This is a genomic window from Peterkaempfera bronchialis (genome assembly GCF_003258605.2).
Lineage (GTDB): Bacteria > Actinomycetota > Actinomycetes > Streptomycetales > Streptomycetaceae > Peterkaempfera > Peterkaempfera bronchialis.
Genome location: NZ_CP031264.1, coordinates 3,514,259 through 3,536,277, shown reverse-complemented (window position 1 = coordinate 3,536,277; position 22,019 = coordinate 3,514,259). Strand labels below are relative to the sequence as shown.

20 protein-coding genes and 2 tRNA genes are annotated in these 22,019 nt (G+C 71.5%); 10 read left to right on the top strand and 12 right to left on the bottom strand.

The window, feature by feature from the left end; all coding sequences use genetic code 11:
• Positions 1–225: 225 nt before the first annotated feature.
• Together C7M71_RS15655 and C7M71_RS15650 are read left to right on the top strand one after the other, a co-directional pair.
• A complete protein-coding gene (locus tag C7M71_RS15655) occupies positions 226–894 on the top strand; it encodes a response regulator (protein ID WP_229758744.1) in 669 nt (222 codons plus the stop codon).
• Positions 891–2,051, top strand: coding sequence for a sensor histidine kinase (locus C7M71_RS15650; RefSeq protein ID WP_111491697.1), 1,161 nt, complete (start codon positions 891–893; stop codon positions 2,049–2,051). Before C7M71_RS15655 ends, C7M71_RS15650 begins: the two co-directional genes overlap by 4 nt.
• Before the next feature lie 71 nt (positions 2,052–2,122).
• Here C7M71_RS15650 and C7M71_RS15645 read toward each other — a convergent pair.
• Positions 2,123–2,206 (bottom strand) — tRNA-Leu (locus tag C7M71_RS15645).
• A gap of 504 nt (positions 2,207–2,710) precedes the next feature.
• Between C7M71_RS15645 and C7M71_RS15640 the strand changes: the two genes are divergently transcribed.
• The 6 genes from C7M71_RS15640 (at position 2,711) to pknB (ending at position 11,020) form a co-directional block, all read left to right on the top strand.
• Positions 2,711–3,613, top strand: a complete 903-nt coding sequence (locus C7M71_RS15640) for an FhaA domain-containing protein (protein WP_111491696.1) — start codon at positions 2,711–2,713, stop codon at positions 3,611–3,613.
• Positions 3,614–3,625: 12 nt separating this feature from the next.
• Complete coding sequence (locus C7M71_RS15635; RefSeq protein ID WP_111491695.1) at positions 3,626–4,165, top strand: FHA domain-containing protein FhaB/FipA; 540 nt, start codon at positions 3,626–3,628, stop codon at positions 4,163–4,165.
• 62 nt (positions 4,166–4,227) lie between these two features.
• Positions 4,228–5,757 carry a PP2C family protein-serine/threonine phosphatase gene (locus tag C7M71_RS15630; RefSeq protein ID WP_111491694.1) on the top strand — a complete coding sequence of 510 codons (1,530 nt, stop codon included), beginning with the start codon at positions 4,228–4,230 and terminating at the stop codon, positions 5,755–5,757.
• Positions 5,758–5,779: 22 nt separating this feature from the next.
• Entirely contained in the window at positions 5,780–7,207 is a 1,428-nt protein-coding gene (locus tag C7M71_RS15625) for an FtsW/RodA/SpoVE family cell cycle protein (protein WP_111491693.1), read from the top strand.
• A gap of 36 nt (positions 7,208–7,243) precedes the next feature.
• A complete protein-coding gene (locus C7M71_RS15620; protein ID WP_111491692.1) occupies positions 7,244–8,707 on the top strand; it encodes a peptidoglycan D,D-transpeptidase FtsI family protein in 1,464 nt (487 codons plus the stop codon).
• Positions 8,708–8,995: 288 nt separating this feature from the next.
• Positions 8,996–11,020, top strand: a complete 2,025-nt coding sequence (gene pknB, locus C7M71_RS15615; RefSeq protein ID WP_111491691.1) for a Stk1 family PASTA domain-containing Ser/Thr kinase — start codon at positions 8,996–8,998, stop codon at positions 11,018–11,020.
• 60 nt (positions 11,021–11,080) lie between these two features.
• On the opposite strand, the gene C7M71_RS15610 is transcribed toward pknB, so the two are convergent.
• The 6 genes from C7M71_RS15610 to C7M71_RS15585 all read right to left on the bottom strand — a co-directional run bounded on the left by C7M71_RS15610 (position 11,081) and on the right by C7M71_RS15585 (position 15,461).
• Entirely contained in the window at positions 11,081–11,707 is a 627-nt protein-coding gene (locus C7M71_RS15610; RefSeq protein ID WP_111491689.1) for a hypothetical protein, read from the bottom strand.
• A gap of 147 nt (positions 11,708–11,854) precedes the next feature.
• On the bottom strand, positions 11,855–12,580 hold the full coding sequence (locus C7M71_RS15605) for a class E sortase (protein WP_111491688.1): 726 nt from the start codon (positions 12,578–12,580) through the stop codon (positions 11,855–11,857).
• A gap of 15 nt (positions 12,581–12,595) precedes the next feature.
• Entirely contained in the window at positions 12,596–13,231 is a 636-nt protein-coding gene (locus C7M71_RS31820) for a class E sortase (RefSeq protein WP_229759132.1), read from the bottom strand.
• Positions 13,232–13,673: 442 nt separating this feature from the next.
• On the bottom strand, positions 13,674–14,321 hold the full coding sequence (locus tag C7M71_RS15595; protein ID WP_111493067.1) for an aminodeoxychorismate/anthranilate synthase component II: 648 nt from the start codon (positions 14,319–14,321) through the stop codon (positions 13,674–13,676).
• Positions 14,318–14,620 carry a hypothetical protein gene (locus C7M71_RS15590; RefSeq protein ID WP_111493066.1) on the bottom strand — a complete coding sequence of 101 codons (303 nt, stop codon included), beginning with the start codon at positions 14,618–14,620 and terminating at the stop codon, positions 14,318–14,320. Before C7M71_RS15590 ends, C7M71_RS15595 begins: the two co-directional genes overlap by 4 nt.
• A 67-nt stretch (positions 14,621–14,687) precedes the next feature.
• Positions 14,688–15,461, bottom strand: a complete 774-nt coding sequence (locus C7M71_RS15585) for a DUF881 domain-containing protein (RefSeq protein WP_111493065.1) — start codon at positions 15,459–15,461, stop codon at positions 14,688–14,690.
• A gap of 146 nt (positions 15,462–15,607) precedes the next feature.
• Here C7M71_RS15585 and crgA point away from each other — a divergent pair, with 146 nt between their 5' ends.
• Complete coding sequence (crgA, locus tag C7M71_RS15580; protein ID WP_111493064.1) at positions 15,608–15,862, top strand: cell division protein CrgA; 255 nt, start codon at positions 15,608–15,610, stop codon at positions 15,860–15,862.
• A 252-nt stretch (positions 15,863–16,114) separates the two neighbouring features.
• Here crgA and C7M71_RS15575 read toward each other — a convergent pair whose 3' ends face one another.
• Both C7M71_RS15575 and C7M71_RS15570 read right to left on the bottom strand, forming a co-directional pair.
• Complete coding sequence (locus tag C7M71_RS15575) at positions 16,115–17,095, bottom strand: rhomboid family intramembrane serine protease (protein ID WP_111493063.1); 981 nt, start codon at positions 17,093–17,095, stop codon at positions 16,115–16,117.
• Between the two features lie 157 nt (positions 17,096–17,252).
• Entirely contained in the window at positions 17,253–17,777 is a 525-nt protein-coding gene (locus C7M71_RS15570; protein WP_111493062.1) for a peptidylprolyl isomerase, read from the bottom strand.
• 219 nt (positions 17,778–17,996) lie between these two features.
• Between C7M71_RS15570 and C7M71_RS15560 the strand changes: the two genes are divergently transcribed.
• Entirely contained in the window at positions 17,997–18,815 is an 819-nt protein-coding gene (locus C7M71_RS15560) for a DUF5324 family protein (protein ID WP_162824263.1), read from the top strand.
• Between the two features lie 126 nt (positions 18,816–18,941).
• Here C7M71_RS15560 and C7M71_RS15555 read toward each other — a convergent pair whose 3' ends face one another.
• The 3 genes from C7M71_RS15555 to C7M71_RS15545 all read right to left on the bottom strand — a co-directional run bounded on the left by C7M71_RS15555 (position 18,942) and on the right by C7M71_RS15545 (position 21,906).
• Positions 18,942–20,456 carry an SDR family oxidoreductase gene (locus tag C7M71_RS15555; protein ID WP_111493060.1) on the bottom strand — a complete coding sequence of 505 codons (1,515 nt, stop codon included), beginning with the start codon at positions 20,454–20,456 and terminating at the stop codon, positions 18,942–18,944.
• Between the two features lie 40 nt (positions 20,457–20,496).
• A complete protein-coding gene (locus C7M71_RS15550) occupies positions 20,497–21,759 on the bottom strand; it encodes a metallophosphoesterase (protein ID WP_162824262.1) in 1,263 nt (420 codons plus the stop codon).
• A 74-nt stretch (positions 21,760–21,833) separates the two neighbouring features.
• Positions 21,834–21,906, bottom strand: a tRNA-Ala gene (locus tag C7M71_RS15545).
• Between the last annotated feature and the right edge of the window lie 113 nt (positions 21,907–22,019).

Sequence of the window (22,019 nt, the reverse complement as noted above, 5' to 3'; positions counted from 1 at the left end):
CGCTACCTTCCATGGTGGCCGCCGCATCGCCCGGCGGACGTGACCCCGGGCGGCGATTCGCGCCCCCGCCGTTCGGCGGGGGCGGGTCCGCCGAAGGCGGGAGCAGCGGTCGGCACGCTCTCCTCCTACCCTCGTGAGGGGCCGGCCTCGCGCCCGCGCCCGCCGATTCTTCGGCGCTTCGACCCTTCGACCGATTCCACGACCGAACCCTCCCAAGGAGGCACCGTGCCGATCAGCGTCGTGATCGTGGACGACGAGGTCCTGGTCCGCTCCGGCCTCGGACTGATCGTCGGCTCAGCCCCGGACATCGAGGTGGTCGACACCTGCTCCGGCACCGGCGCGGAGCAGTCGGTACGCGCCCACCGCCCCCAGGTGGTGCTGCTGGACATCCGGATGCCGGACCTGGACGGCCTCACCGTGCTGCGGCGGCTGCGGGCACTCCCGGACCCGCCCGCCGTGTCGATGCTCACCACCTTCGACACCGACGAGTACATCGGCACCGCGCTGCGGGCCGGCGCTGCGGGCTTCCTGCTCAAGGACACCGCCCCCGACCAGCTGGTGCACGCGGTGCGGGTGCTGGCCGGCGGCGGCAACATCCTCTCCCCGGCGGTCACCGCCACCGTGATCGGCGGCTATGTCGGCGGCGGCGAACCGGACGCCGAGGCGGTCGCCCAGGTGCGCTGCATGACCACCCGGGAGCTGGATGTGCTGGCGCTGCTGGGCGAGGGGCTCTCCAACGCCGAGATCGCCGACCGGCTCTTCCTCGGCACCGGCACGGTCAAGGACCACATCAGCGCCATCCTGGGGAAGCTCGGCGCCACCAACCGGGTGCAGGCGGCGGTGATCGCCCATCGGGCGGGGCTGGTCCACAGCCAGGGGAGCACCGCGCCGTGAGCGGTGACGACACGGCCCCGCCGGGGCGGCTCTCCCGCCGGCCGTGGGTCCGCCGGTCGGCGACCGCCGTTCCGGTGCTGCTGTCGCTGCTGGACGCCGCCCTGGTCGACGACCTCTCCCGCAGCCTCCAGACCGGCGCCTCGATCCTCGCCACACTGGCCCTGCTCGCCCGCAACCGGTGGCCGGTCCCGGTGCTGCTGCTCACCCTGCCCGGCACCTTTCTGAGCTACATCTGGATCGCCCCGATGACGGCGGTGTACACGGTCGCCGCCCGCCGCCGCTCGACGCCGGTCACCGTGGCCTGCGCGTCGCTCTTCGCCCTGGTGGAGTTCTTCCACTGGCCGCTCGCCGACTCCTGGCCGATCTCCCTGGACCGGTCCACCGCCCTCTATGCGATCGAGTGCCTGATGCTGGCCGGCGGCCCCGCCGCGATGGGCCTGCTGGTACGCACCCGCGAGGAGCTGGCGGTACGGCTGGACGAGCTGACCCGAGGCCACCGCCGCGAGGAGCGGCTGCTGGCCGACCGGGTGCTGGCGACCGAGCGGGCCAGGCTGGCCCGGGAGATGCACGACGTGGTCTCCCACCAGGTCAGCCTGATCAGCATCCAGGCGGGCGCCCTCCAGGTCAGCGCCGCCGACCCGGCCACCGGGGACTCCGCCCGCACCATCCGCGAGCTGGCGGTGCGCACCCTGGACGAGCTGCGCCACATGGTCGGCGTCCTGCGCGCGGCCGGCGGCTCCACCCAGGACCTCACCCCGCAGCCCACCCTCGCCGACCTGCCCCGGCTGATCGACGGCAGCGGTCTCGACGCCCGCTCCGAGCTGGAGTGGGGCGGCCGGACCTGGCCGGAAGCGGTCGAGCGGGCCGCGTACCGGACCGTCCAGGAGGCGCTGACCAATGTCCGCAAGCACGCCCCGGGCGCCGAGGTCGCGGTGCGGGTGCGGGCCGAGGGGGACCTGCTGCGGGTGGAGGTGCGCAATGGGCCGCCGGACGGCGCCGCCGACTCACCGAAGCTGCCCGGTGGCGGCCACGGTCTGGTGGGCCTGCGGGAGCGGGCCCAGCTGCTCGGCGGCACCCTGCTGGTCGGTCCGCTGCCGGGCGGCGGCTTCCTGGTCCGGGCAGCGCTGCCGATGCTCGCCGAGACCGCCCGGCCCTGATCCGCCCACGAACCGAGGGTGCAATACGGTGAAGGCCCCGCAGGTCGACTGACCTGCGGGGCCTTCCACTGTGCGCGAGGGGGGAGTTGAACCCCCACGCCCTTTCGGGCACTGGAACCTGAATCCAGCGCGTCTGCCTATTCCGCCACCCGCGCCTGGGTGATGTCTTCGATGCTACCGAACGTTCCTCGGTGGTTCCAAACCGGATTGTTCTCCGCTTCGGCGACCGGTCCGATTCCCTCTCGGGCGCTCCTTCCGACGTGGAAGACATTAGCACGTCGCCGGGGCCGCCTTCGAATCCATTGCCCGCACCCCCTCCGCACCCACGCCACGCTCCCCGCGTGCCGGGTCCGCCGAGCGGGTAGGTGGTCGGGGCAACCGGAGACAGCACCCGGCGGCGCCTCTAACATCACTGCACGGGAACCGCACGCCGAGCCGCACCGGCCCGGCACGACAAACGGATGAAGCCGGACGGATGGAGGGCCTCCGGCCGTCGGCGGACCTCGCCGCAGTGGCATCCTGCCGGTGGGGTGTGCGCAAGCACACCCGTCGGCGCAGCGCTGCCGGGGAACCGCACAGATGCCCGCGACGTGGATACGATCAGTAGGCAAGTACGCAGTACAGACGGACGATGTGAACCCTGAGAGAGGGGGTGCCCCGTGGGAGTCCTGAAGAAGTTCGAGCAGCGACTCGAGGGTCTCGTGAACGGCACCTTCGCCAAGGTGTTCAAGTCCGAGGTGCAGCCGGTGGAGATCGCCGGCGCATTGCAGCGCGAGTGCGACAACAACGCCACCATCTGGAACCGCGACCGCACCGTGGTGCCCAATGACTTCATCGTCGAGCTCAGCCCGCACGACCACGAGCGGCTCAGCCCGTACGCGGGCCAGCTCGGCCAGGAGCTCGCCGGCATGGTCCGCGAGTACGCCGACGCCCAGCGCTACAGCTTCATGGGCCCGCTCCAGGTCCACCTGGAGAAGGCCGACGACCTCGACACCGGCCTGTACCGCGTCCGCAGCCGCACCCTGGCCGGCAGCGAGTCCCAGCAGCAGCTGCCCCCGCAGCAGCCGGGCGGCGTCAGCACCCAGGGCTACCAGCAGCCCGGCGGGTACGGACGGCCGCCGGCGCCACCGGCCGCCGCCCCGTGGCAGCAGCAGCAACCCTCGTGGGGCTCCCCCGGCCCGGAAGCCGGCGGAGGCTACGGCGCACCGCCCCCTCCCGCCATGCCTCCGCACGCCCCCGGCGGCAACGTCCGCCAGCTGCCCGGCACCGGCGGCGGCGCCGGCACCCGGCGCTGGATCGAGATCAACGGCGCCCGCCACCAGCTCACCGGCGCCGCGACCGTGCTCGGCCGCTCCACCGAGGCCGACATCCGCATCGACGACCCGGGCGTCTCCCGCAAGCACGCGGAGATCCGTCCCGGTTCGCCCTCGATGGTCCTGGACCTCGGCTCGACCAACGGCATCGTGGTGGACGGACAGCACACCCAGCGCGCTACGCTCCGCGACGGCTCGCGGATCGTCGTGGGCAGCACCACCATCGTCTACCGGCAAGCCGAAGGGTAGAGCGGGGCACACATGTCAGAGCTGACCCTCACGGTCATGCGGTTGGGCTTCCTCGCCGTACTGTGGCTGTTTGTGATCGTCGCGGTCCAGGTGATCCGCAGCGACCTCTTCGGCACCAAGGTGACCCAGCGCGCCGCCCGACGGCCCGCCGCCGCCCCCGGCTCCGCACAGGGCGCCCGGCAGCAGCAGGGCGCCCGGGCGGCGCAGCCGCAACAGCAGCAGCAGGGCGGTCGGCGCGACACCCGGCAGCGCCGGGGAGCGCCCACCCAGCTGGTCGTGGTGCAGGGATCGCTCGCGGGGACGACGGTCGCCCTCCAGGGCCAGACCATCACCCTCGGCCGGGCCCACGACTCCACCATCGTGCTCGACGACGACTACGCGTCCTCGCGGCATGCCAGGATCTACCCCGACCAGAGCGGGCAGTGGATCGTCGAGGACCTGGGCTCCACCAACGGCACCTACCTGGACCGGCAGCGGCTCACCGCCCCCACGCCGCTGCAGCCGGGGATGCCCATCCGTATCGGCAGGACCGTCATCGAGCTGCGGAAGTAGTAGCGCATGAGGCATCGGACCACGTCCACCGCGAGTGACGAGGCAGGGGAGGCGCACGCCGCATGACCCTCGTGCTGCGCTTCGCCGCCGGATCGCACACCGGAATGATCCGGGAGCACAACGAGGACTCCGGCTACGCCGGGCCACGGCTGCTCGCCGTGGCCGACGGCATGGGCGGCCAGGCCGCCGGTGAGGTCGCCTCCGCCGAAGTGCTCGCCACCCTGGTCAAGCTGGACGACGACATCCCCGGCGCCGACCTGCTCTCGCTGCTCGGAGACTCCGTCCAGCAGGCCAACGACCGGCTGCGGCTGATGGTCGAGGAGGACCCCCAGCTGGAGGGCATGGGGTGCACCCTCACCGCCATGCTCTGGACCGGCCAGCGCATGGGCATGGTCCACATCGGCGACTCCCGGGCCTATCTGCTGCGCGACGGCACCCTCAGCCAGATCACCCAGGACCACACCTGGGTGCAGCGGCTGATCGACGAGGGCCGGATCACCGAGGAGGAGGCCGGCGCCCACCCGCAGCGGTCGCTGCTGATGCGCGCGCTCGACGGCCGGGGCCAGGCCGAGCCCGATCTGTCGATCCGCGAGGTGCGGGCCGGCGACCGCTATCTGATCTGCTCCGACGGCCTCTCCGGCGTGGTCAGCCACCAGACCCTCGAAGAGACCCTGGGAAGCTACTACTCCCCGCAGCAGACCGTGCAGGAGCTGATCCAGCTCGCGCTGCGCGGCGGCGGCCCGGACAACATCACCTGCATTGTCGCCGACGTCCTGGACGTCGGCGACAGCGACACCATGGCCGGGCAGGTCAGCGACACCCCGGTGGTCGTCGGCGCGGTCGCGGACGGCCCGCCGACCATGACCGAGCACATGCTGCACACCCCCGCCGGGCGGGCGGCCGGGCTCGGCCGCCCCGCCCCGCAGCAGGGCGACGACGGCGACCCGGACGGGTTCGGCGAGTTCGGCCCCGCCGAGGGCTACGGCGGCTACGACCTGGAGAAGCCGGACCGCCGCAAGCGCGGCAAGGGCGCCAAGTGGTTCAAGCGGTCACTGATCCTGGTCGTCGCGCTGGGCCTGGTGGGCGGCGGCGGGTACGTCGGCTGGCGCTGGACCCAGAAGCAGTTCTACGTCGGCGCCAAGGGGGACCATGTCGCGGTCTTCCGCGGCCTCAACCAGAACTTCGCCGGACTCGACCTCTCCCAGGTCTACAAGGACTACCCGGCGATCGAACTCAAGTACCTGTCGCAGCTCCAGCAGGACCAGGTGAACAGCACCATCGCGGTGGACAACGTGGACGCCGCCCTGGCCAAGGTGCAGAAGCTCGGCGACCAGGCGGCCGTCTGCCGGAAGGTGGCCCAGGGCGCCGTCCCGTCCGCCGAGGCGAGCCCCGCCCCCCTGCCCAGCACGACCCCGGAGCCCAGCGCCACCGGAACCACCACCACATCCGCCGCGTATGTGCAGAGGCCGGCGGCGCATCCCGCCGCCACCGCCAGCGGAAGTCCACGGCCCGCCTCGGGACCGTCGTCAGGCAGTGCCAAGCCGACCCTGACCGCCCAGGAGCAGGAACTGGCGAAGTCGTGCACTCAGTAGCCGTAGGGGAGCGGCCGGCGCCGTGAGCAGTCTCGGATCATCCAACACCAGCAGCAACACCACCACCATCACGCCGCAGGGAGCGCCCAACCGCAGGAACACCGAGCTGCTCCTGCTGCTCTTCGCCGTGCTGATCCCGGTCTTCGCCTATGCGAACGTCGGGCTCGCCATGGACGGCTCACTGCCGGCCGGCATGGTGGCGTACGGCTGCGGCATGGGCGGCCTCGCCCTGGTCGCCCACCTGGTGATGCGCAAGTTCGCCCCGTACGCGGACCCGCTGATGCTGCCCATCGCCACCCTGCTCAACGGGCTCGGCCTGGTGATGATCTGGCGGCTGGACAAGTCCGGCCCGCTGCTGCCGCAGAACTTTGCGGCAGCGCCCAACCAGCTGATGTGGTCCGGGCTGGGCGTGGCGTTCTTCCTCGGGGTGCTGGTGCTCCTCAAGGACCACCGCATCCTCCAGCGCTACACCTACATCTCGATGATGGTGGCCCTGGTGCTGCTGGCCGCACCGGCCTTCTTCCCCGAGCAGGCATCCGACTTCGGCGCCAAGATCTGGATCCACATCGGCGGCTTCTCCATCCAGCCCGGCGAGTTCGCGAAGATCATCCTCACCGTCTTCTTCGCCGGCTACCTGATGGTCAAGCGGGACGCCCTGGCGCTGGCCAGCCGCCGCTTCATGGGCCTCTACCTGCCGCGCGGCCGCGACCTGGGGCCGATCATCGTGGTCTGGGTCGTCAGCATCCTGATCCTGGTCTTCGAGACCGACCTGGGCTCGTCGCTGCTCTTCTTCGGCCTCTTCGTGGTGATGCTCTACGTCGCCACCGAGCGCACCAGCTGGATCGTCTTCGGCCTGCTGATGTCGGCCGGCGGCGCGGTGGTGGTGGCCAGCTTCGAGCCGCACGTCAAGACCCGCGTCGACGCCTGGCTGGACCCCATGGCCGCCTTTGCGCCGAACCCCCCGAGCGGGGCCACCGAGCAGATCGGCCAGTCGCTGTTCGCCTTCGGCTCCGGCGGGGTGATGGGCACCGGCCTCGGCCAGGGACGGTCCTGGCTGATCCAGTTCGCCGCCAAGAGCGACTTCATCCTCGGCTCGTTCGGCGAGGAGCTGGGGCTGGCCGGCATCATGGCGATCTTCCTGCTCTACGGTCTGCTGGTGCAGCGCGGGCTGCGGACCGCCGTCGCCGCCCGCGACCCGTTCGGCAAGCTGCTGGCGGTCGGGCTCTCGTCGGCCTTCGCCATCCAGGTCTTCGTGGTGGCCGGCGGCGTCACCGGCCTGATCCCGCTCACCGGTATGACCATGCCGTTCATGGCCCAGGGCGGCTCCTCCGTGGTCGCCAACTGGGGCCTGGTCGCGCTGCTGCTCAAGATCAGCGACACCGCCCGGCGACCCGCCCCGGAACCCGTGTCCAATCCTGACGCGGAAGCTACACAGATAGTGCGAGCGTGAACCCATGATTCACGCCGCGAGGAGGGGACCCATCGCATGAACAAGCCCATCCGACGGGTTTCCATCTTCTGCATGCTGCTCGTCCTGGCCCTGATGGTCCGCGCCAACTGGCTGCAAGGGGTCAAGGCGCAGGCGCTCGCCACCGACACCAACAACAAGCGCGTGCTCTACGACCGCTACGCGCACCCGCGGGGGAATGTCTTCCTCGCCAACGGCAAGCCGATGACCAAGTCCGTCTTCGTCAACGGCCTGCGGTTCAAGTACAAGCAGGAGTGGACCAACGGCGAGCTGTACGCGCCGGTCACCGGCTACTCCTCGCAGACCCTGGAGAACAACCAGATCGAGGCCCTGGAGGACGACTTCCTCTCCGGCAACGACGACCGGCTGTTCTTCCGCAACACCCTGGACATGCTGACCGGCAAGCCCAAGCAGGGCGGCAATGTCATCACCACCATCGACTACAAGGCCCAGAAGGCCGCGTATGACGCCCTCAAGGGCAAGAAGGGTGCCGCGGTCGCCATCGACCCGACCACCGGCGCCATCCTGGCCCTGGTGTCCACCCCGTCCTACGACCCCGGCAAGTTCGCCGGCCAGGACACCGAGGCGTACACCAAGTACCTGAACGACCCCGACAAGCCGATGCTCAACCGGGCGCTCAAGGAGACCTACCCGCCCGGCTCCACCTTCAAGATCGTGACGGCGGCGGCGATGTTCGAGAGCGGGGTCTACAAGAGCCCCGACGACCGGACGGACACGCCGCAGGACTACTACCTGCCGAACACGCACACCAGGCTGGTCAACGAGTCCGAGAACGAGCCCTGCGCCAACGCGACCGTGCAGATCGCCATGGAGTACTCCTGCAACACCGTCTTCGCCAAGATCGGCGACACGGTGGGCAAGGACAAGCTCGCCGACCAGGCCGAGAAGCTGGGCTTCAACAACCCGAAGGTGGACACCCCGGTCCGGGCCGCCGAGAGCGTCTTCCCCCGGGACTCCGACCGCCCCGGCACCGCGCTGGACGCCATCGGCCAGCACAACACCCGGGTCACCCCGCTCCAGATGGCCATGGTCGCCGCCGCCGTCGCCAACAACGGCTCGCTGATGCAGCCGTACATGGTCGACAAGGAGCAGGCCCCCGACCTCACCACCATCTCCCAGACCAAGCCCAAGGAGATGAGCCGGGCCTTCAGCCCCGAGACGGCGCAGAAGCTCCAGACCCTGATGCAGGGCGTGGTGCAGAGCCCGCACGGCACCGGCACGGCAGCGCAGATCCCCGGCGTCACGGTCGGCGGCAAGACTGGCACCGCCCAGCACGGCGAGGACAACAAGGAGCTGCCGTACGCCTGGTTCATCTCCTACGCCAAGACCGGCGACACTCCCAAGGTCGCCGTCGCCGTGGTGGTGGAGAGCGACGCCGGCACCTACCGCCCGGGCATCGCCGGCGGCAAGCTCGCCGCACCGGTCGCCAAGGCAATCATGCAAGCCATCGTCGGCAAGTGACGCATTCCTCACCCGGCCCCCGCAGACCACCCGGCGGCGGCCCGGCACTCCCGGGTCGACCTGCGTAAATGGTGGACCTGCGGAGACGGAAACAGCCGATGCACAGCTGATACCGGTCTGGTATCGGGTGGTGCTCACGGCAGGCCAACGCCGCCGGGACCGGTAGCGTATCCGCAAGCAGCGGTCTGTCTGCGGATCGGCTCTGCGCCCGCACAGGGCGCAGCGGGCCGGATCGCGGGGCCTCACGTCACATCCTCATGCACCGGGTGAGGGAGAGGGCTGGGAGCTATGGAAGAGCCGCGTCGCCTCGGCGGCCGGTACGAGCTGGGCGCCGTGCTGGGTCGCGGCGGCATGGCCGAGGTGTACCTCGGCCACGACATCCGGCTCGGCCGCACCGTCGCCGTGAAGACGCTGCGGGCCGACATGGCCCGTGACCCGTCGTTCCAGGCCCGGTTCCGCCGCGAGGCCCAGTCGGCCGCGTCGCTGAACCACCCGTCCATCGTCGCCGTGTACGACACCGGCGAGGACTACATGGACGGCGTCTCCATCCCCTACATCGTGATGGAGTACGTCGACGGCTCCACCCTGCGCGAGCTGCTGCACTCCGGCCGCCGGCTGCTGCCGGAGCGCGCCCTGGAGATGACCATCGGCATCCTCCAGGCGCTGGAGTACTCCCACCGCAACGGGATCGTGCACCGCGACATCAAGCCGGCCAACGTCATGCTGACGCGCAACGGCACCGTCAAGGTCATGGACTTCGGCATCGCCCGGGCCATGGGCGACCAGGGCATGACCATGACCCAGACCGCCGCGGTCATCGGCACGGCCCAGTACCTCTCGCCCGAGCAGGCCAAGGGCGAGCAGGTGGACGCCCGCTCCGACCTGTACTCCACCGGCTGCCTCATCTACGAGCTGCTGGCGCTGCGCCCGCCGTTCGTCGGCGACTCGCCGGTCGCGGTGGCGTACCAGCACGTCCGGGAGGAGCCGCAGCCGCCGTCGGTCTACGACCCGGAGGTACGGCCCGAGGTCGACGCCATCGTGCTGAAGGCGCTCGCCAAGGACCGCGACTACCGGTACCAGAGCGCCGACGAGATGCGCGACGACATCGAGCGGTTCCTCGACGGCCTCCCCGTCGCCGCCGCCCAGCAGGTCGGCGCCTACGGCATGGGCGGCTACGACAACGGCTATGGCGCCGACCCGTACGGCGGCGCACCCACCACCGCGCTCCCCCAGCAGAACCCCAGCCTGGCCGGCACCACGGTGCTGCCTCCGGTCACCGGCACCGGCGACTACGGGGACGACGGCGGCTACGGCGGCCGCGCCGGCAACCGCCGCAACCAGCAGAAGAAGAGCAACACCTCGTGGATCGTGCTCGCCATCGCGGCGGTGCTGGTCCTGGTGGGCTCCTTCCTGGTGGCCAAGGCGCTCTTCAACGGCGACGGCAAGGCCGACGACGTCCGGGTGCCCAGCCTGGTCGGCCATTCCGTCACGGAGGCCGAGAAGCTGCTGCTCAACAGCGGCGGCAACTTCAAGCTGGTGGAAGGCGACAAGGTCCCCTGCCCCGTGGACACCGCGCCCAAGGGCAGCATCTGCCGCCAGGACCAGGCCGCCGACACCACCCTGGCAGCGGGCAGCACCATCACCGTCCACCTCTCCTCCGGCCCCGAGCAGGGCGAGGTCCCCGACCTCGGCGGGCTGACCGCCAAGGCCGCGGAGCAGCGGCTCAAGGAGGAGGGCTTCCAACTCGGCAAGGTCAGCGAGAAGGAGACCGACAACCAGGGCGACCAGGGCAATGTCATCAGCCAGCAGCCCAAGGACGGGGCCAAGGCGGACAAGAACTCCAAGGTCAACATCACCATCGGCAAGGCCCCGGAGAAGGTCGACGCCCAGGACTTCACCGGCCAGGACCGCAACACCGCCGAGCAGACCCTGAAGAACGCGGGCTTCGACGTCCAGGTGCAGGAGCAGGAGAACGCGGACATGGCCGGCAAGGTGATCAGCCAGTCGGCCGTCGGCCCGCAGCCCAAGGGTGCGTCCATCACCCTGGTGGTCGGCAAGCAGCCCTCGCAGGTGCAGGTGCCGGTGGTGGCGAGCATGAAGCTCCAGGAGGCGCTGGACACCCTCGCCCAGCGGGGCCTCCAGGGCAGGGTGGTCAACGGGCCGCAGGACAGCAATGCCACGGTGGCCTCCAGTGACCCCGGGCCCGGAAGTCCGGTCGATCCCGGTTCCACCGTCAACCTCGTCACGCAGCCCGGCGGCGGTGACAACGGCGGTGAAGGCGGCCCCGGGTTCTTCGGCGGAAACGGCGGCTGACCGCCCCTGACCCCCGACCGGAGGGCTGTGGATAACTTATCCACAGCCCTCCGTCGTCGTTCACCGGCAGCGCCGCCCACGCGAGCGGTCCTGGACCGAACGGTGTGCCCAGAGCGTGCAGAGCGAGTCCATCCGGCCACGGACCTCCCGGAGTGCGGTGTCCACATCCGCGAGCCGGCAGCTCATCGCACCCACCACCCGGGCGTGCGGCTGGAGGCGCCGCAGGACGACCTCCTCCGCGACCCGGCGGGCGAGCTCCGCCACATACGCGTCCAGCGCGGCCGACGGCCGGGCCGCGTCGGCCAGGTCCAACAGCTGGGACCGGACCTGCCGGGCCACGTCGCTGTCGCGCAGCAGCATCGCCACATTGAGCACGGCCCGCCGGGGGAAGAGCGCCAGGCCGCGACCCGGGAGAGGGCTAGGGTCCATGTTGGACCTTAGGTATCGATGCAGCTCATCGCCCTGCAACAGCTGGTAGCCGTTACTGCGCAACTCCTCCCGGTGCCGCTTGACGATGCTCTTGACGGCCTCCTCCCCCACCTCGAAGTAGTCGGCCACCAGACGGGTGGTGAGATGCATACCGTCGGGCAGCAACTGGAGGGCCTTGACGCGGTCGAGGGCTTGGGTCCATTCGGTGAGGCTGTCGCGCATGGTGCGCGATTCGAGGATGACGGCTTCGTGGGTCATGGGGATCCCCCTGATCAGGCTGGTGGGTACTACTCGAACTCCTCAACGCCGCACGGCGGCGCGAGGTCACGAGCCCGGCCCAGCGCATGGTGGCCCATCCGGGGCGCGCGTCATCACCCACGCGCCGCCGCCCCACCCGGGGAGGGGTCAGCGCAGCTCGGGCGGGAGGGTGCGCTGGGCGTCGACGGGGGCAGTGCGGACCAGGGTGCCCCAGACGGCCATCCGGTAGCGCGAGGTGTAGACGGGCGTGCAGGTGGTGAGGGTGATGTACCGGCCGGGGCGGGTGTAGCCGGACCCCTCGGGGATCGGGGCGACCACGCCGGTGTTGTACTTGGAGGTCTGCGGCAGGGTGCTGTCGACGCGGTAGATGTACCAGGTGTCGGCGGTCTCCACGACGACGGAGTCGCCCTGGTGCACCTTGTCGAGGTTGTGGAACTTGGCGCCATGGCCGTCGCGGTGCGCGGCGAGCGCGAAGTTTCCGGCCTTGGCCCAGGGCATCGCGGCGGCGTAGGGCTCCTGGTAGACGCCGGCCACGGCCTCGTTGAGGATCTCCGGGTCGGTGCCCATCCGGATCAGCACCGTGAAGTCCTTGCCCATCGCGGGGATGTGCAGAAAGCCGACCGAGTCGCCGGCGGCGAAGCTGCGCGGGTGCGGGGCGGCCTTGGAGTCGCCCCCGCCGGCGGGCTTCTGGGTCCACTCCTCGCGCAGATGGTGTGCCGCGGAGTCGGCCTGGCGGTCCGCCAGGACGTTGGTCCACCAGAGTGAGTAGGCCACGAAGAGGCCCAGCAGCACGCCGAAGGTGATCAGCAGCTCGCCGACGAAGGACGCTGCCGTCGCGGCTACGCCCCGGCCCCTGCCACGGTGTCCAGCCAATGCCCCTCCGCGCGCCTACGAGCCGACCAGAGCGTCGGGTTTGCCCTTGCTCCTCGGCCGTTCCTCCACCATTTTGCCCCAGACGATCAGCCGGTACGTGGAGTAGAACTCCGGGGTGCAGGTGGTGAGCGTGATGTACCTCCCCGGACGGGTGAATCCGGAACCCACCGGCACCGGTTGGATGACGCTGACGTTCGACGGCGGGGTCTGCGGCAGCGCGCTGGTGATCGCATAGGTGTAGTACGCCTGCGCCGTCTCGACCACGACCTTGTCGCCCACCGCCAGCTGGTTGATGTAGCGGAACGGTTCGCCGTGGGTGTTGCGGTGCGCGGCGAGCCCGAAGTTGCCGGTCTTGTCCCAGGGCATCGCGGTCTTCAGGGCGCCCGTGTAGTGCCCGACCATGCCCTTGTCCAGCACCGAGTGCTTGTCGGTGCCCTCGGCTATGGGCGCCTTCACGTCGAGCTTGGGGATCCAGATGATGGCGAACCCCTCGCCGGGGGCGAAGGTGCCCGGGTCGCGGGGGTCGTCGGGGTCGCGGGTGCCGCCGGAGTTGCCGTCGTCCCACTGCCGCTCCAGGCGGTTGGCGGCGCCGTCGGCCGCCTGGTGGGCCCGGACGTTGGTCCACCACAGCTGGTAGGAGACGAAGAGCAGCAGCAGGACACCGAAGGTGACGCAGAGTTCGCCGGTGGCACGGACCAGCTTGACGCCGATCGGCTCCTTCGTCTGACGGCCCGCGCGGCGCCCGTGGCGGCCCGCTGCGGCCTGCGCCGCCTCCGGCCGACCGGTGGTCCGCCTCCCCGGCCGCGAGCCTGCTCACGGGCCGCCCTGCGGCGTTCGGCGCGGCCCCCGCCGGGTGGCTCCGGCGGCGGGGCGGGCGGGAGCCGCAACTGGACGGTGTCGTCACCGCCCGGCGCGAAGTCCCCGGGGGGTGTGGCGACGGCGCGCAGCCGGATGGTCTCGTCGGCACGTAGCCGGATGGTCTCGTCGGCGCGCAGCGTGATGGTCTCGTCGGAGCGTGGGCCGCCCTGGGGCGGCGCCTCCTCGGGCTCCTGGTGAGCACTCCGGCTCTCCGGCCGGACGGCGGTCACGTCGGTCAGCCTCGGCCGATCACCGGCGCCAGCCCGGCTGAGCGGTCGACAGCGCCCGCGTCCCCGCACTGCGCCAGCCAGTTGGCCAGCATGCGGTGGCCGTGCTCGGTCAGGACCGACTCGGGGTGGAACTGCACGCCCTCCACGGCCGCGTCGCGGTGCCGCAGACCCATGACGACGCCGCTCTCGGTCCAGGAGGTGGCCTCCAGCACGGCCGGCACGGTCTGCTGCTCGACGGCGAGCGAGTGGTAGCGGGTGGCGGTGAACGGCGAGGGGAGGCCGGCGAAGACACCGGCGCCCTCGTGCAGCACCTGGGACGTCTTGCCGTGCAGCAGCTCGGGGGCGCGGCCGACCACCGCGCCGTAGGCGACCGCGATCGACTGCAGGCCGAGGCAGACGCCGAAGACGGGCAGTCCGACGGCGGCGCAGTGGTGCACCATCGCGATGCAGACCCCGGCCTCCTCGGGGGTGCCCGGCCCGGGGGAGAGCAGGACCCCGTCGAAGCCGCTGTCGCCGTCGCGCGGTACGGCGTGGTCGACGGTCACCTCGTCGTTGCGGACCACCTCGCAGGTGGCGCCGAGCTGGTAGAGGTACTGCACCAGGTTGAAGACGAAGCTGTCGTAGTTGTCGACGACCAGGATCCGTGCGGTCATGCCTGCGGTGCTCCGGGGTTCAGGACGCGGTGGGAGAGGGTTCCGACCACGGCGGAGGGCGCTGCCGCGCCGTTAAGGGCTGTCTCGCTGCTGCGGGGGGCGGGGCTGGGGCTGTCGCTGGGTTGTACGGCCGCGGGGCCGCCGTCGTTCACGGTGACCTCGCCGAAGGGGAGCAGCGGTTCGGCCCAGGGGAAGACGTACTGGAAGAGAAGGTAGACGATCCCCAGCACCAGCAGCAGCGAGACGATCGACTTCACCAGGACGTTGCCCGGCAGTTGCCGCCAGATCCAGCCGTACATTCCGCTCCTTCCCGTCCCTGCGGGCCAAGCCTACGGGCAGGCGGGGCACCCCGGGGCCGGAGCGCGACTATGGCGTCGCCCGGGCGTACCGGAGATCGACGGTTCCGTTGTAGCCGGGGAGGGTCATCGACCGGCTCTGGTCGACCTTCCAGCCCAGGCCGTAGGCGTTGACGTACTGGAGGTAGTTGCTGATGTACGGGTCGGCGCCGACGGCGGCCCGCATCGTACTGGTGTCGCCGACCGCGCGCACCACATAGGGCGGGGAGTAGACCCGGCCCTGGAGGATGAGGGTGTTGCCCACGCAGCGCACCGCGCTGGTGGCGATCAGCCGCTGGTCCATCACCTGCACGCCCTTGGCGCCGCCCCGCCACAGGGCGTTGACCACGGCCTGGATGTCCTGCTGGTGGATGACCAGGTCGTTGGGGCCCGGGTCGGGGACCCCGGGGATGCGGGCGGTGGCGCCGGGCGGGGCGTCGTTGAGGGTGACGGTGAGGCCGGTGCCCTTGAGCGGGTCCAGGCCGGCGGTCTTCTCAAGGGCGTCCAGGCGCCTGATGTCGTCCGGGTTCTGGCCTTGCTGCTCGGCGAGGGCGTCGACCCGCTGCTGGAGCCCGGAGACCTGGTGCTGGGTCTGCTGGTTCTGCTCGCTCTTCTCCCTTATGACATCGGTCAGCCGCAGCAGGGAGTCGTCGGTGCGGAGGTTGGTGCCACGGGCGGTGAGGGCGCTGACGCAGAAGAGCAGTCCGGCGAGCGCGAAGACCGCGCAGGTCAGGACACGGCCGACAATTCGGGCGGCCGGAGGGCGGCGAGGGGCCGGAGAACGGGGATTCGCGGATTCTGGCACCGTACCCTTATCTCCTTCCGACCCGGCGAGCCACTACGCTAACTGACGCCGGTGGCATGTGCGGAGTGCACAGGAGAGCATGACGCAGCCCCGGTCGCCGTCAGCATCCTGCGCGGTCATGCAGCGCATCGACAGGAGAGTCCCTCGTGCCGAAGTCTCGTCTCCGCAAGAAGTCCGACTACACCCCGCCGCCGTCCGGCGCCGCGACGGTCAAGCTGGATTCGGGGCACCACTGGGTCGCCCCGCTGATGCTGGCACTGTTCCTGGTGGGGCTGGCCTGGATCGTCGTCTACTACGTGACGAGCGCCGACTGGCCGGTGAAGTCCTGGGGGAACTGGAACATCCTGGTGGGCTTCGGCTTCATCGCCGGGGGTTTCGGCGTCTCCACGCAGTGGAAGTAGACTGCTTCCCCATCGCTTGCGCTGACACGGCGGTCGCGTCTGCGGCTGCCGTTCCGCGTCTCTCGGCGCGGTCCTACATTCAGCTTGTCCACACAGTTATCCACAGCGGGGGAAAAGTTCAGACTGTCTGTGGATAACTTGACAGTCCATACACCCCCCCGTACGGCCGATTGACGATGAACACGCAGGTGGACGCGGGTAGAGCGACTGCTGTGGATAACACTGGGGATCGCTGGGGATCCGGGGGTGCGGTCAGCCGTTGATCGCGGCTGTCCCCAGCACCACCAGGCCCAGGGCCACCAGCACCATGGCGCCCACCGACACGCTCTGCACCAGGCCCCGCCGGGACGCGGGCGCCCGCACCATCCCCAGCGCCGTCAGGCCGCCGGCGACCAGACCTCCCACATGGGCCCGCCAGTCGATGCCGGTCATGGAGAAGGTCAGGATCAGGTTGAAGCCCACCAGGGCCACGATCGGGCCCAGCGGATAGCCGTTCACCCGGTGCAGCACCACCGTGGCGCCGAGCAGTCCGAAGATCGCCCCCGAGGCGCCCAGCGAGAAGCCGCCCGCCCCGGCCACCATGAAGGACAGGGCGCTGCCGACCAGCCCCGACACCAGGTAGAGCGCCGTATAGCGCAGCCGCCCCAGCACCTGCTCCAGCTGCGGTCCGATCCACCACAGCGAGAGCATATTGAGCCCGATGTGCCACCAGTCCCAGTGCAGGAAGACCGCGGTGAGCAGCCGGTACCACTGGCCCGGCCCGGCCGCGACACCGATCTCCTGCCCCTGGTCCCAGCCCCTGCCCACCAGCCCCAGTCGGACGACAAGCGAGAAGCCGACCAGGTGCACCAGGGCGAAGACCGCCACATTGAGGCCGATCAGGATCCTGGTGACCAGCGCCGGGTCGTCGACGGGACGGCCGCCGAACCGGGTCCGGGCCTCCCGTACGCCCTGGTGGCCGCCGCGCACGCACTCCGGGCACTGGAACCCCACCGAGGCGCTGACCATGCAGAGCGGGCAGATCGGCCGCCCGCAGCGGGTGCAGCCGATGCCGGTCTCATGGTCCGGGTGGCGGTAGCACCGGGGCAGCCCCGGCACCTGCGGGGCGGCGGCGGGCTGCGGCGGCACGGCCGCCGCCTGCGGGGGCACGGCCGGTGGGGGCGGCACCGTGGGTCGTGGCGGCGGTGATCCCTGGGGCCGCGCGTCGGGACGACGGCCTTCGTCGGGAAGCATCGGGGCTACCTCCTCAGTGGTGCCGCGTTCCGTAACGGGTGGTCCGGCGGTTTCCCGGCGTACGGGACGCCGGAGGGCACCCGGCCCCGGCGGTGCCAGCGCACCGCCGGGGACCGGGTGTGATGCCATGCGACCGGCACCGTGCGATCGGCGCCGCTCAGCGGCGGGTGATCTCCACGGACTCGATCACCACGTCGTCCAGCGGGCGGTCGCCCGGACGGGTCGGCACGGTGGCGACGGCGTCCACCACCCGCTTGCTGGCCTCATCGGCGACCTCGCCGAAGATGGTGTGCTTGCGGGTCAGCCATGCGGTCGGCGCGACCGTCACAAAGAACTGCGACCCGTTGGTGCCCGGCCCGGCGTTGGCCATCGCGAGCAGGTACGGGCGGTCGAACGAGAGCTCCGGGTGGAACTCGTCGGCAAAGCTGTAGCCAGGGCCGCCGGTGCCGGTGCCCAGCGGGTCACCGCCCTGGATCATGAAGCCCGAGATGACGCGGTGGAACACCGTGCCGTTGTACAGCGGCTCCGTGGTCTCCTGCCCGTTGCGCGGGTCGGTCCACTTGCGGCTGCCTTCGGCCAGCTCGACGAAGTTCGCCACCGTCTTGGGGGCGTGGTTCGGAAAGAGCTTGATCACGATGTCGCCGCGGTTGGTCTTCAGGGTGGCGAACAGTTCCTCGGCCACGATGTGCCTTCCTACGTACGTCACTGACAGAAGAATCCTCGCACGTCCCGGAAGAGGAGGGAGCGGCAAGCACCTCGCACCGGCCGGAACAGCCTGCCACACCCGGTCCGGAGGCCGCCGCATACGGCCTATTCCGGCATGCCGGTGGATGTCCCGGCAGGCATGATCTCTGACGAGGTGGAGAGGCGATTACCGAATGCCACCGAGGAGGAGGATCTCGTGACCCGCTTGGACGCAGCGCGTGATGCTGCCGGAAAGACCCGGGACACCCTGGCGCCGTACGCGGCCACGGCCAAGGGCACCGCTGCGCAGTACGCGGAGGAGGCCCGCCGGAGGCTGGCGCCCCGGGTCGAGGCGCTGGCGCCCAAGGTGGAGGCGGCCGCGGCCCAGGCCGCCGCCCAGGCCCGCTGCGCGGCCCGCAGCACCTATGCGCAGCATCTGGCGCCGCGCGTCGGACAGGCCAGGGCCGGCGTGCCGCCGCAGATCGAGGAGGCCGCCGCCTGGGCTGCCCAGCTGACCCGGGAGACGGCACTGAACGCCCGGGACGCCGCCCTCGCCGCCGGTCGGCAGGCCCGGGCGACCACCGCCCCCGCCGTCGCCACCCTGGTCGAGGAGGCCAGGAACGCGGCCGTGCCGGTCACCCAGGAGGCCCAGTCCCGGGGCGCCGCCGCGCTGGCCGCGCTGCGCGGCCAGGTGACGGCCGCCGACATCGAGAAGCTGGTCCGCAGGAAGGCCCGGCGTGAGCGGTGCGGCCGGGTGGCACGGCGGCTGCTGGTGGTCGGCGTGCTGGTGGGCGGCGGTGCGGCGGCCTGGAAGTGGTGGCGTGGGCAGAGCAGCCCGGAGTGGCTGGTCGAACCGCCCCTGGAGGAGCCCGGCTGGGCCTCCGACCAGGTCCGCTCGGTCTCCGCGACCGGCATCGTGGCCGCCGAGGCCGCCACCCAGGGCAACACCGTCGACGGCTCGGGGCCGCCCGCCTCCGAGACCGAGGCCGGTCAGGACGAGACCAAGCACGACGGGAAGGGCAAGAAGAAGCCTTGACCGAGCGCCGCCCGGGCCGGACGGCGGGACGCAGGGCGGTGGGGGGAGTCGGCCGCACAGGTCGGCTCCCCCCACCGCCCTGTACGCCGTCCTCCGGGCCGCTCGGGACCGCTGGCCGCCGCCCACTCAGGCGGGCACTCCGCGCTCCGGCTCCGGCTCTGCTGCGGCCCGCCGGGCGATCCTGCGGGCCATGCCGCCGAAGACCACCGTGTGGAACGGCGCCACACTCCACCAGTAGGCGTGCCCGGCGAGGCCGTGCGGGTGGAACAGCGCCCGCTGCCGGTAGCGGGCACCGCCCCGGCCATCCGGCTCGACGGCCAGTTCCAGCCAGGCCAGGCCCGGCAGCCGCATCTCCGCCCGCAGCCGCAGCAGCCGGCCCGGCCGCACCTCCTCCACCCGCCAGAAGTCCAGTGAGTCGCCGACCCGCAACCGGTGCGGATCACGCCGCCCACGGCGCAGTCCCACCCCGCCGACCAGCCGGTCCAGCAGGCCCCGTACCGCCCAGGCGAGCGGGAAGGAGTACCAGCCGTTCTCCCCGCCGATCCCCTCGATGACCCTCCACAGCGCCTCCGGCGGGGCGTCGACCGCCAGCTCGCGCTCGTCCCGGTAGAGGCTGCCGCCCGCCCAGTCCGGGTCGGTGGGCAGCGGGTCGCTGGGGGCACCGGGCACCGAGGCCGATGACCAGCGGGTGGCCACATCCGCCTCCCGGACCCGCTTCAGGGCCAGCTCCACCGCTTGGTCGAAGCCGACCAGGCCGCCCGGCGGATCGGGCACATACCGGGCGATGTCGTGCTCGGTGCAGACCACCTCGTGGCGCAGCGACTCCACCAGCGGGCGGGCGATGGAGTTCGGCACCGGAGTGACCAGTCCGACCCAGTGGCTGGACAGTCTCGGGGTCAGCACCGGCACCGGCAGGATCAGCCGCCGCGGCAGCCGGGCGACGGCCGCGTACCGGGACATCATCTCCCGGTACGTCAGCACCTCGGGGCCGCCGATGTCGAAGGTGCGGTTGACCTCCGGCGGCAGTGCGGCGGCGGCCACCAGCAGGCGCAGCACATCGCGGACCGCCACCGGCTGGATGCGGGTGGACACCCAGCTGGGGGTGACCATCACGGGCAGCCGCTCGGTGAGATAGCGCAGCATCTCGAAGGAGGCGGACCCGGATCCCAGGATCACCGCGGCGCGCAGTACCGCCGTGGGCACCCCGGAGTCCAGCAGGATCCGGCCGACCTCGGTCCTGGAGCGCAGATGCGGGGAGAGCCGCTGCTCGGGGACGCCGACGGGGGTCAGCCCGCCCAGGTAGACGATCCTCCGCACCCCGGCGGCGCGGGCCGCCTCGGCAAAGGCACCGGCCGCCCGGCGGTCGGTCTCCTCGAAGGAGCGGCCGGTACCCAGGGCGTGCACCAGGTAGTAGGCGACATCCACACCGTCCAGGGCGCCGCGCAGCGACTTCGGGTCGGTGACGTCGCCCCGTACCGCCTCCACCTGCCCGGACCAGGGCTGGTCGCGCAGCTTCGAGGGGGTACGGGCCAGGCAGCGCACCGGATGTCCGGCGGAGAGCAGTTCGGGCACCAGACGGCCGCCGATGTATCCGGTGGCGCCGGTGACCAGGCAGCGCGGCGGCTGCGGTCGGTCGTCCATACCGGGACTGCTACCCGGCTGCGCGGCAGCCGTGCGCCGTTCAGGCCGGATGGAGTTCGATCACCGTGATGTCCGGCGGGGCACCCACCCGGACCGGCGGCCCCCAGGCGCCCGCACCGCGTGAGACATAGAGCTGGGTGTCCGGGCTGCCGCCGCTGCCCGCAAAGCGGGCCAGGCCCGCCACCACGGGCTGCTGGAGCCGCACCGCGTAGTTGAACGGCGCCAGCTGGCCGCCGTGGGTGTGCCCCGACAGCTGGAGGTCCACGCCATGGGCGACGGCGTCGTGCACCTGCACCGGCTGGTGGGCCAGCAGCACCACGGCGCGGTCCGGGTCCCGGTCGCGCAGCGCGGCGGTGAAGTCCGGCCCGTCGTGGTACGAGGAGCCGGTGACGTCGTTGACCCCGGCCAGGTCGAAGGCGGCCGCCCCATGGGCGATCTCCAGGTGCTGGTTGCGCAGGGTACGCACCCCGAAGTCGGCCAGCTCCTCGATCCAGGCGTCCGCCCCGGAGAAGTAGTCGTGGTTGCCGGTGACGAAGAAGGTCCCGTGCCGGGAGACCAGTCGGGCCAGCGGCTCGGCCGCCGGACCCAGCTCGGCGGCGCTGCCGTCCGCCAGGTCGCCGACCACGGCCACCAGGTCCGGCGAGGTGGCGTTGATCAGGCGGACGATCCGCTCGGTGTGGGCGCGGCCGAGGATCGGGCCGAGGTGGATGTCGCTGGCCATGGTGATCCGGAAGCCAGCCAGCCTCGGGTCCAGCCGCTTCAGCCCGACCTGGACGGTCTTCACCTCCGGTGCGCCGAGACCCCGGTACAGCCCGTAGCCGACCGTCCCCGCAGCGGCGGCGGTCGCGGCGAGCGCGGCCCCCCGGGCGATCACCAGACGGCGGCCGACCGGCGGCGACTCCGGCTGGCCCTCGGCGGGACTCTCAGCCTGGGCTATGCCGCCGCCCACCGGCACCGCCGCATCCACCCAGGTCGCCCGGGTCGCCCGGGTCGTACGCCCCGCGATCCGCAGCGCGGCCAGGCGCGGCAGCTCCAGCACCGCCAGTGCCAGGAACAGATAGAAGAGCAGCGCCATCCAGAGGAAGCCCGGCCAGGCCAGCCACCCGGAGTGCACCGGGCCGAGCTGCCGGGTACCGACCAGCGTGACCGGTACCAGCAGCGCCAGCACCACGGCCACCGCCGCACCGACCCGCCGCAGCCGCCGCGAGCCGGTCACATCGCGTACCAGGCGGCGCCAGAGGTACCAGTGCGCGGCGCCGAGCACGACCACCGCGACAAGGAGCAGTACGACCAGCCCGGCCATCCGGAACCCTTCGGGTACGGCCGAGCCCCGGCCTGCGCGGGCAGACCGGGGCTCGGGTGGAAGCTGTGGAACTGTGGAGCCTAGGGGAGTCGAACCCCTGACATCCGCCATGCAAAGACGGCGCTCTACCAACTGAGCTAAGGCCCCTCGGCGGTCCCGGAAGATCCGCCGCGCACCAGGGTACCTGGTCCCGGGGCCAATCTTGAGCAGGTATCGCACCTGCCTCCCCCGAAGCCCGGCCCGACCGCTGTTTCACGTGA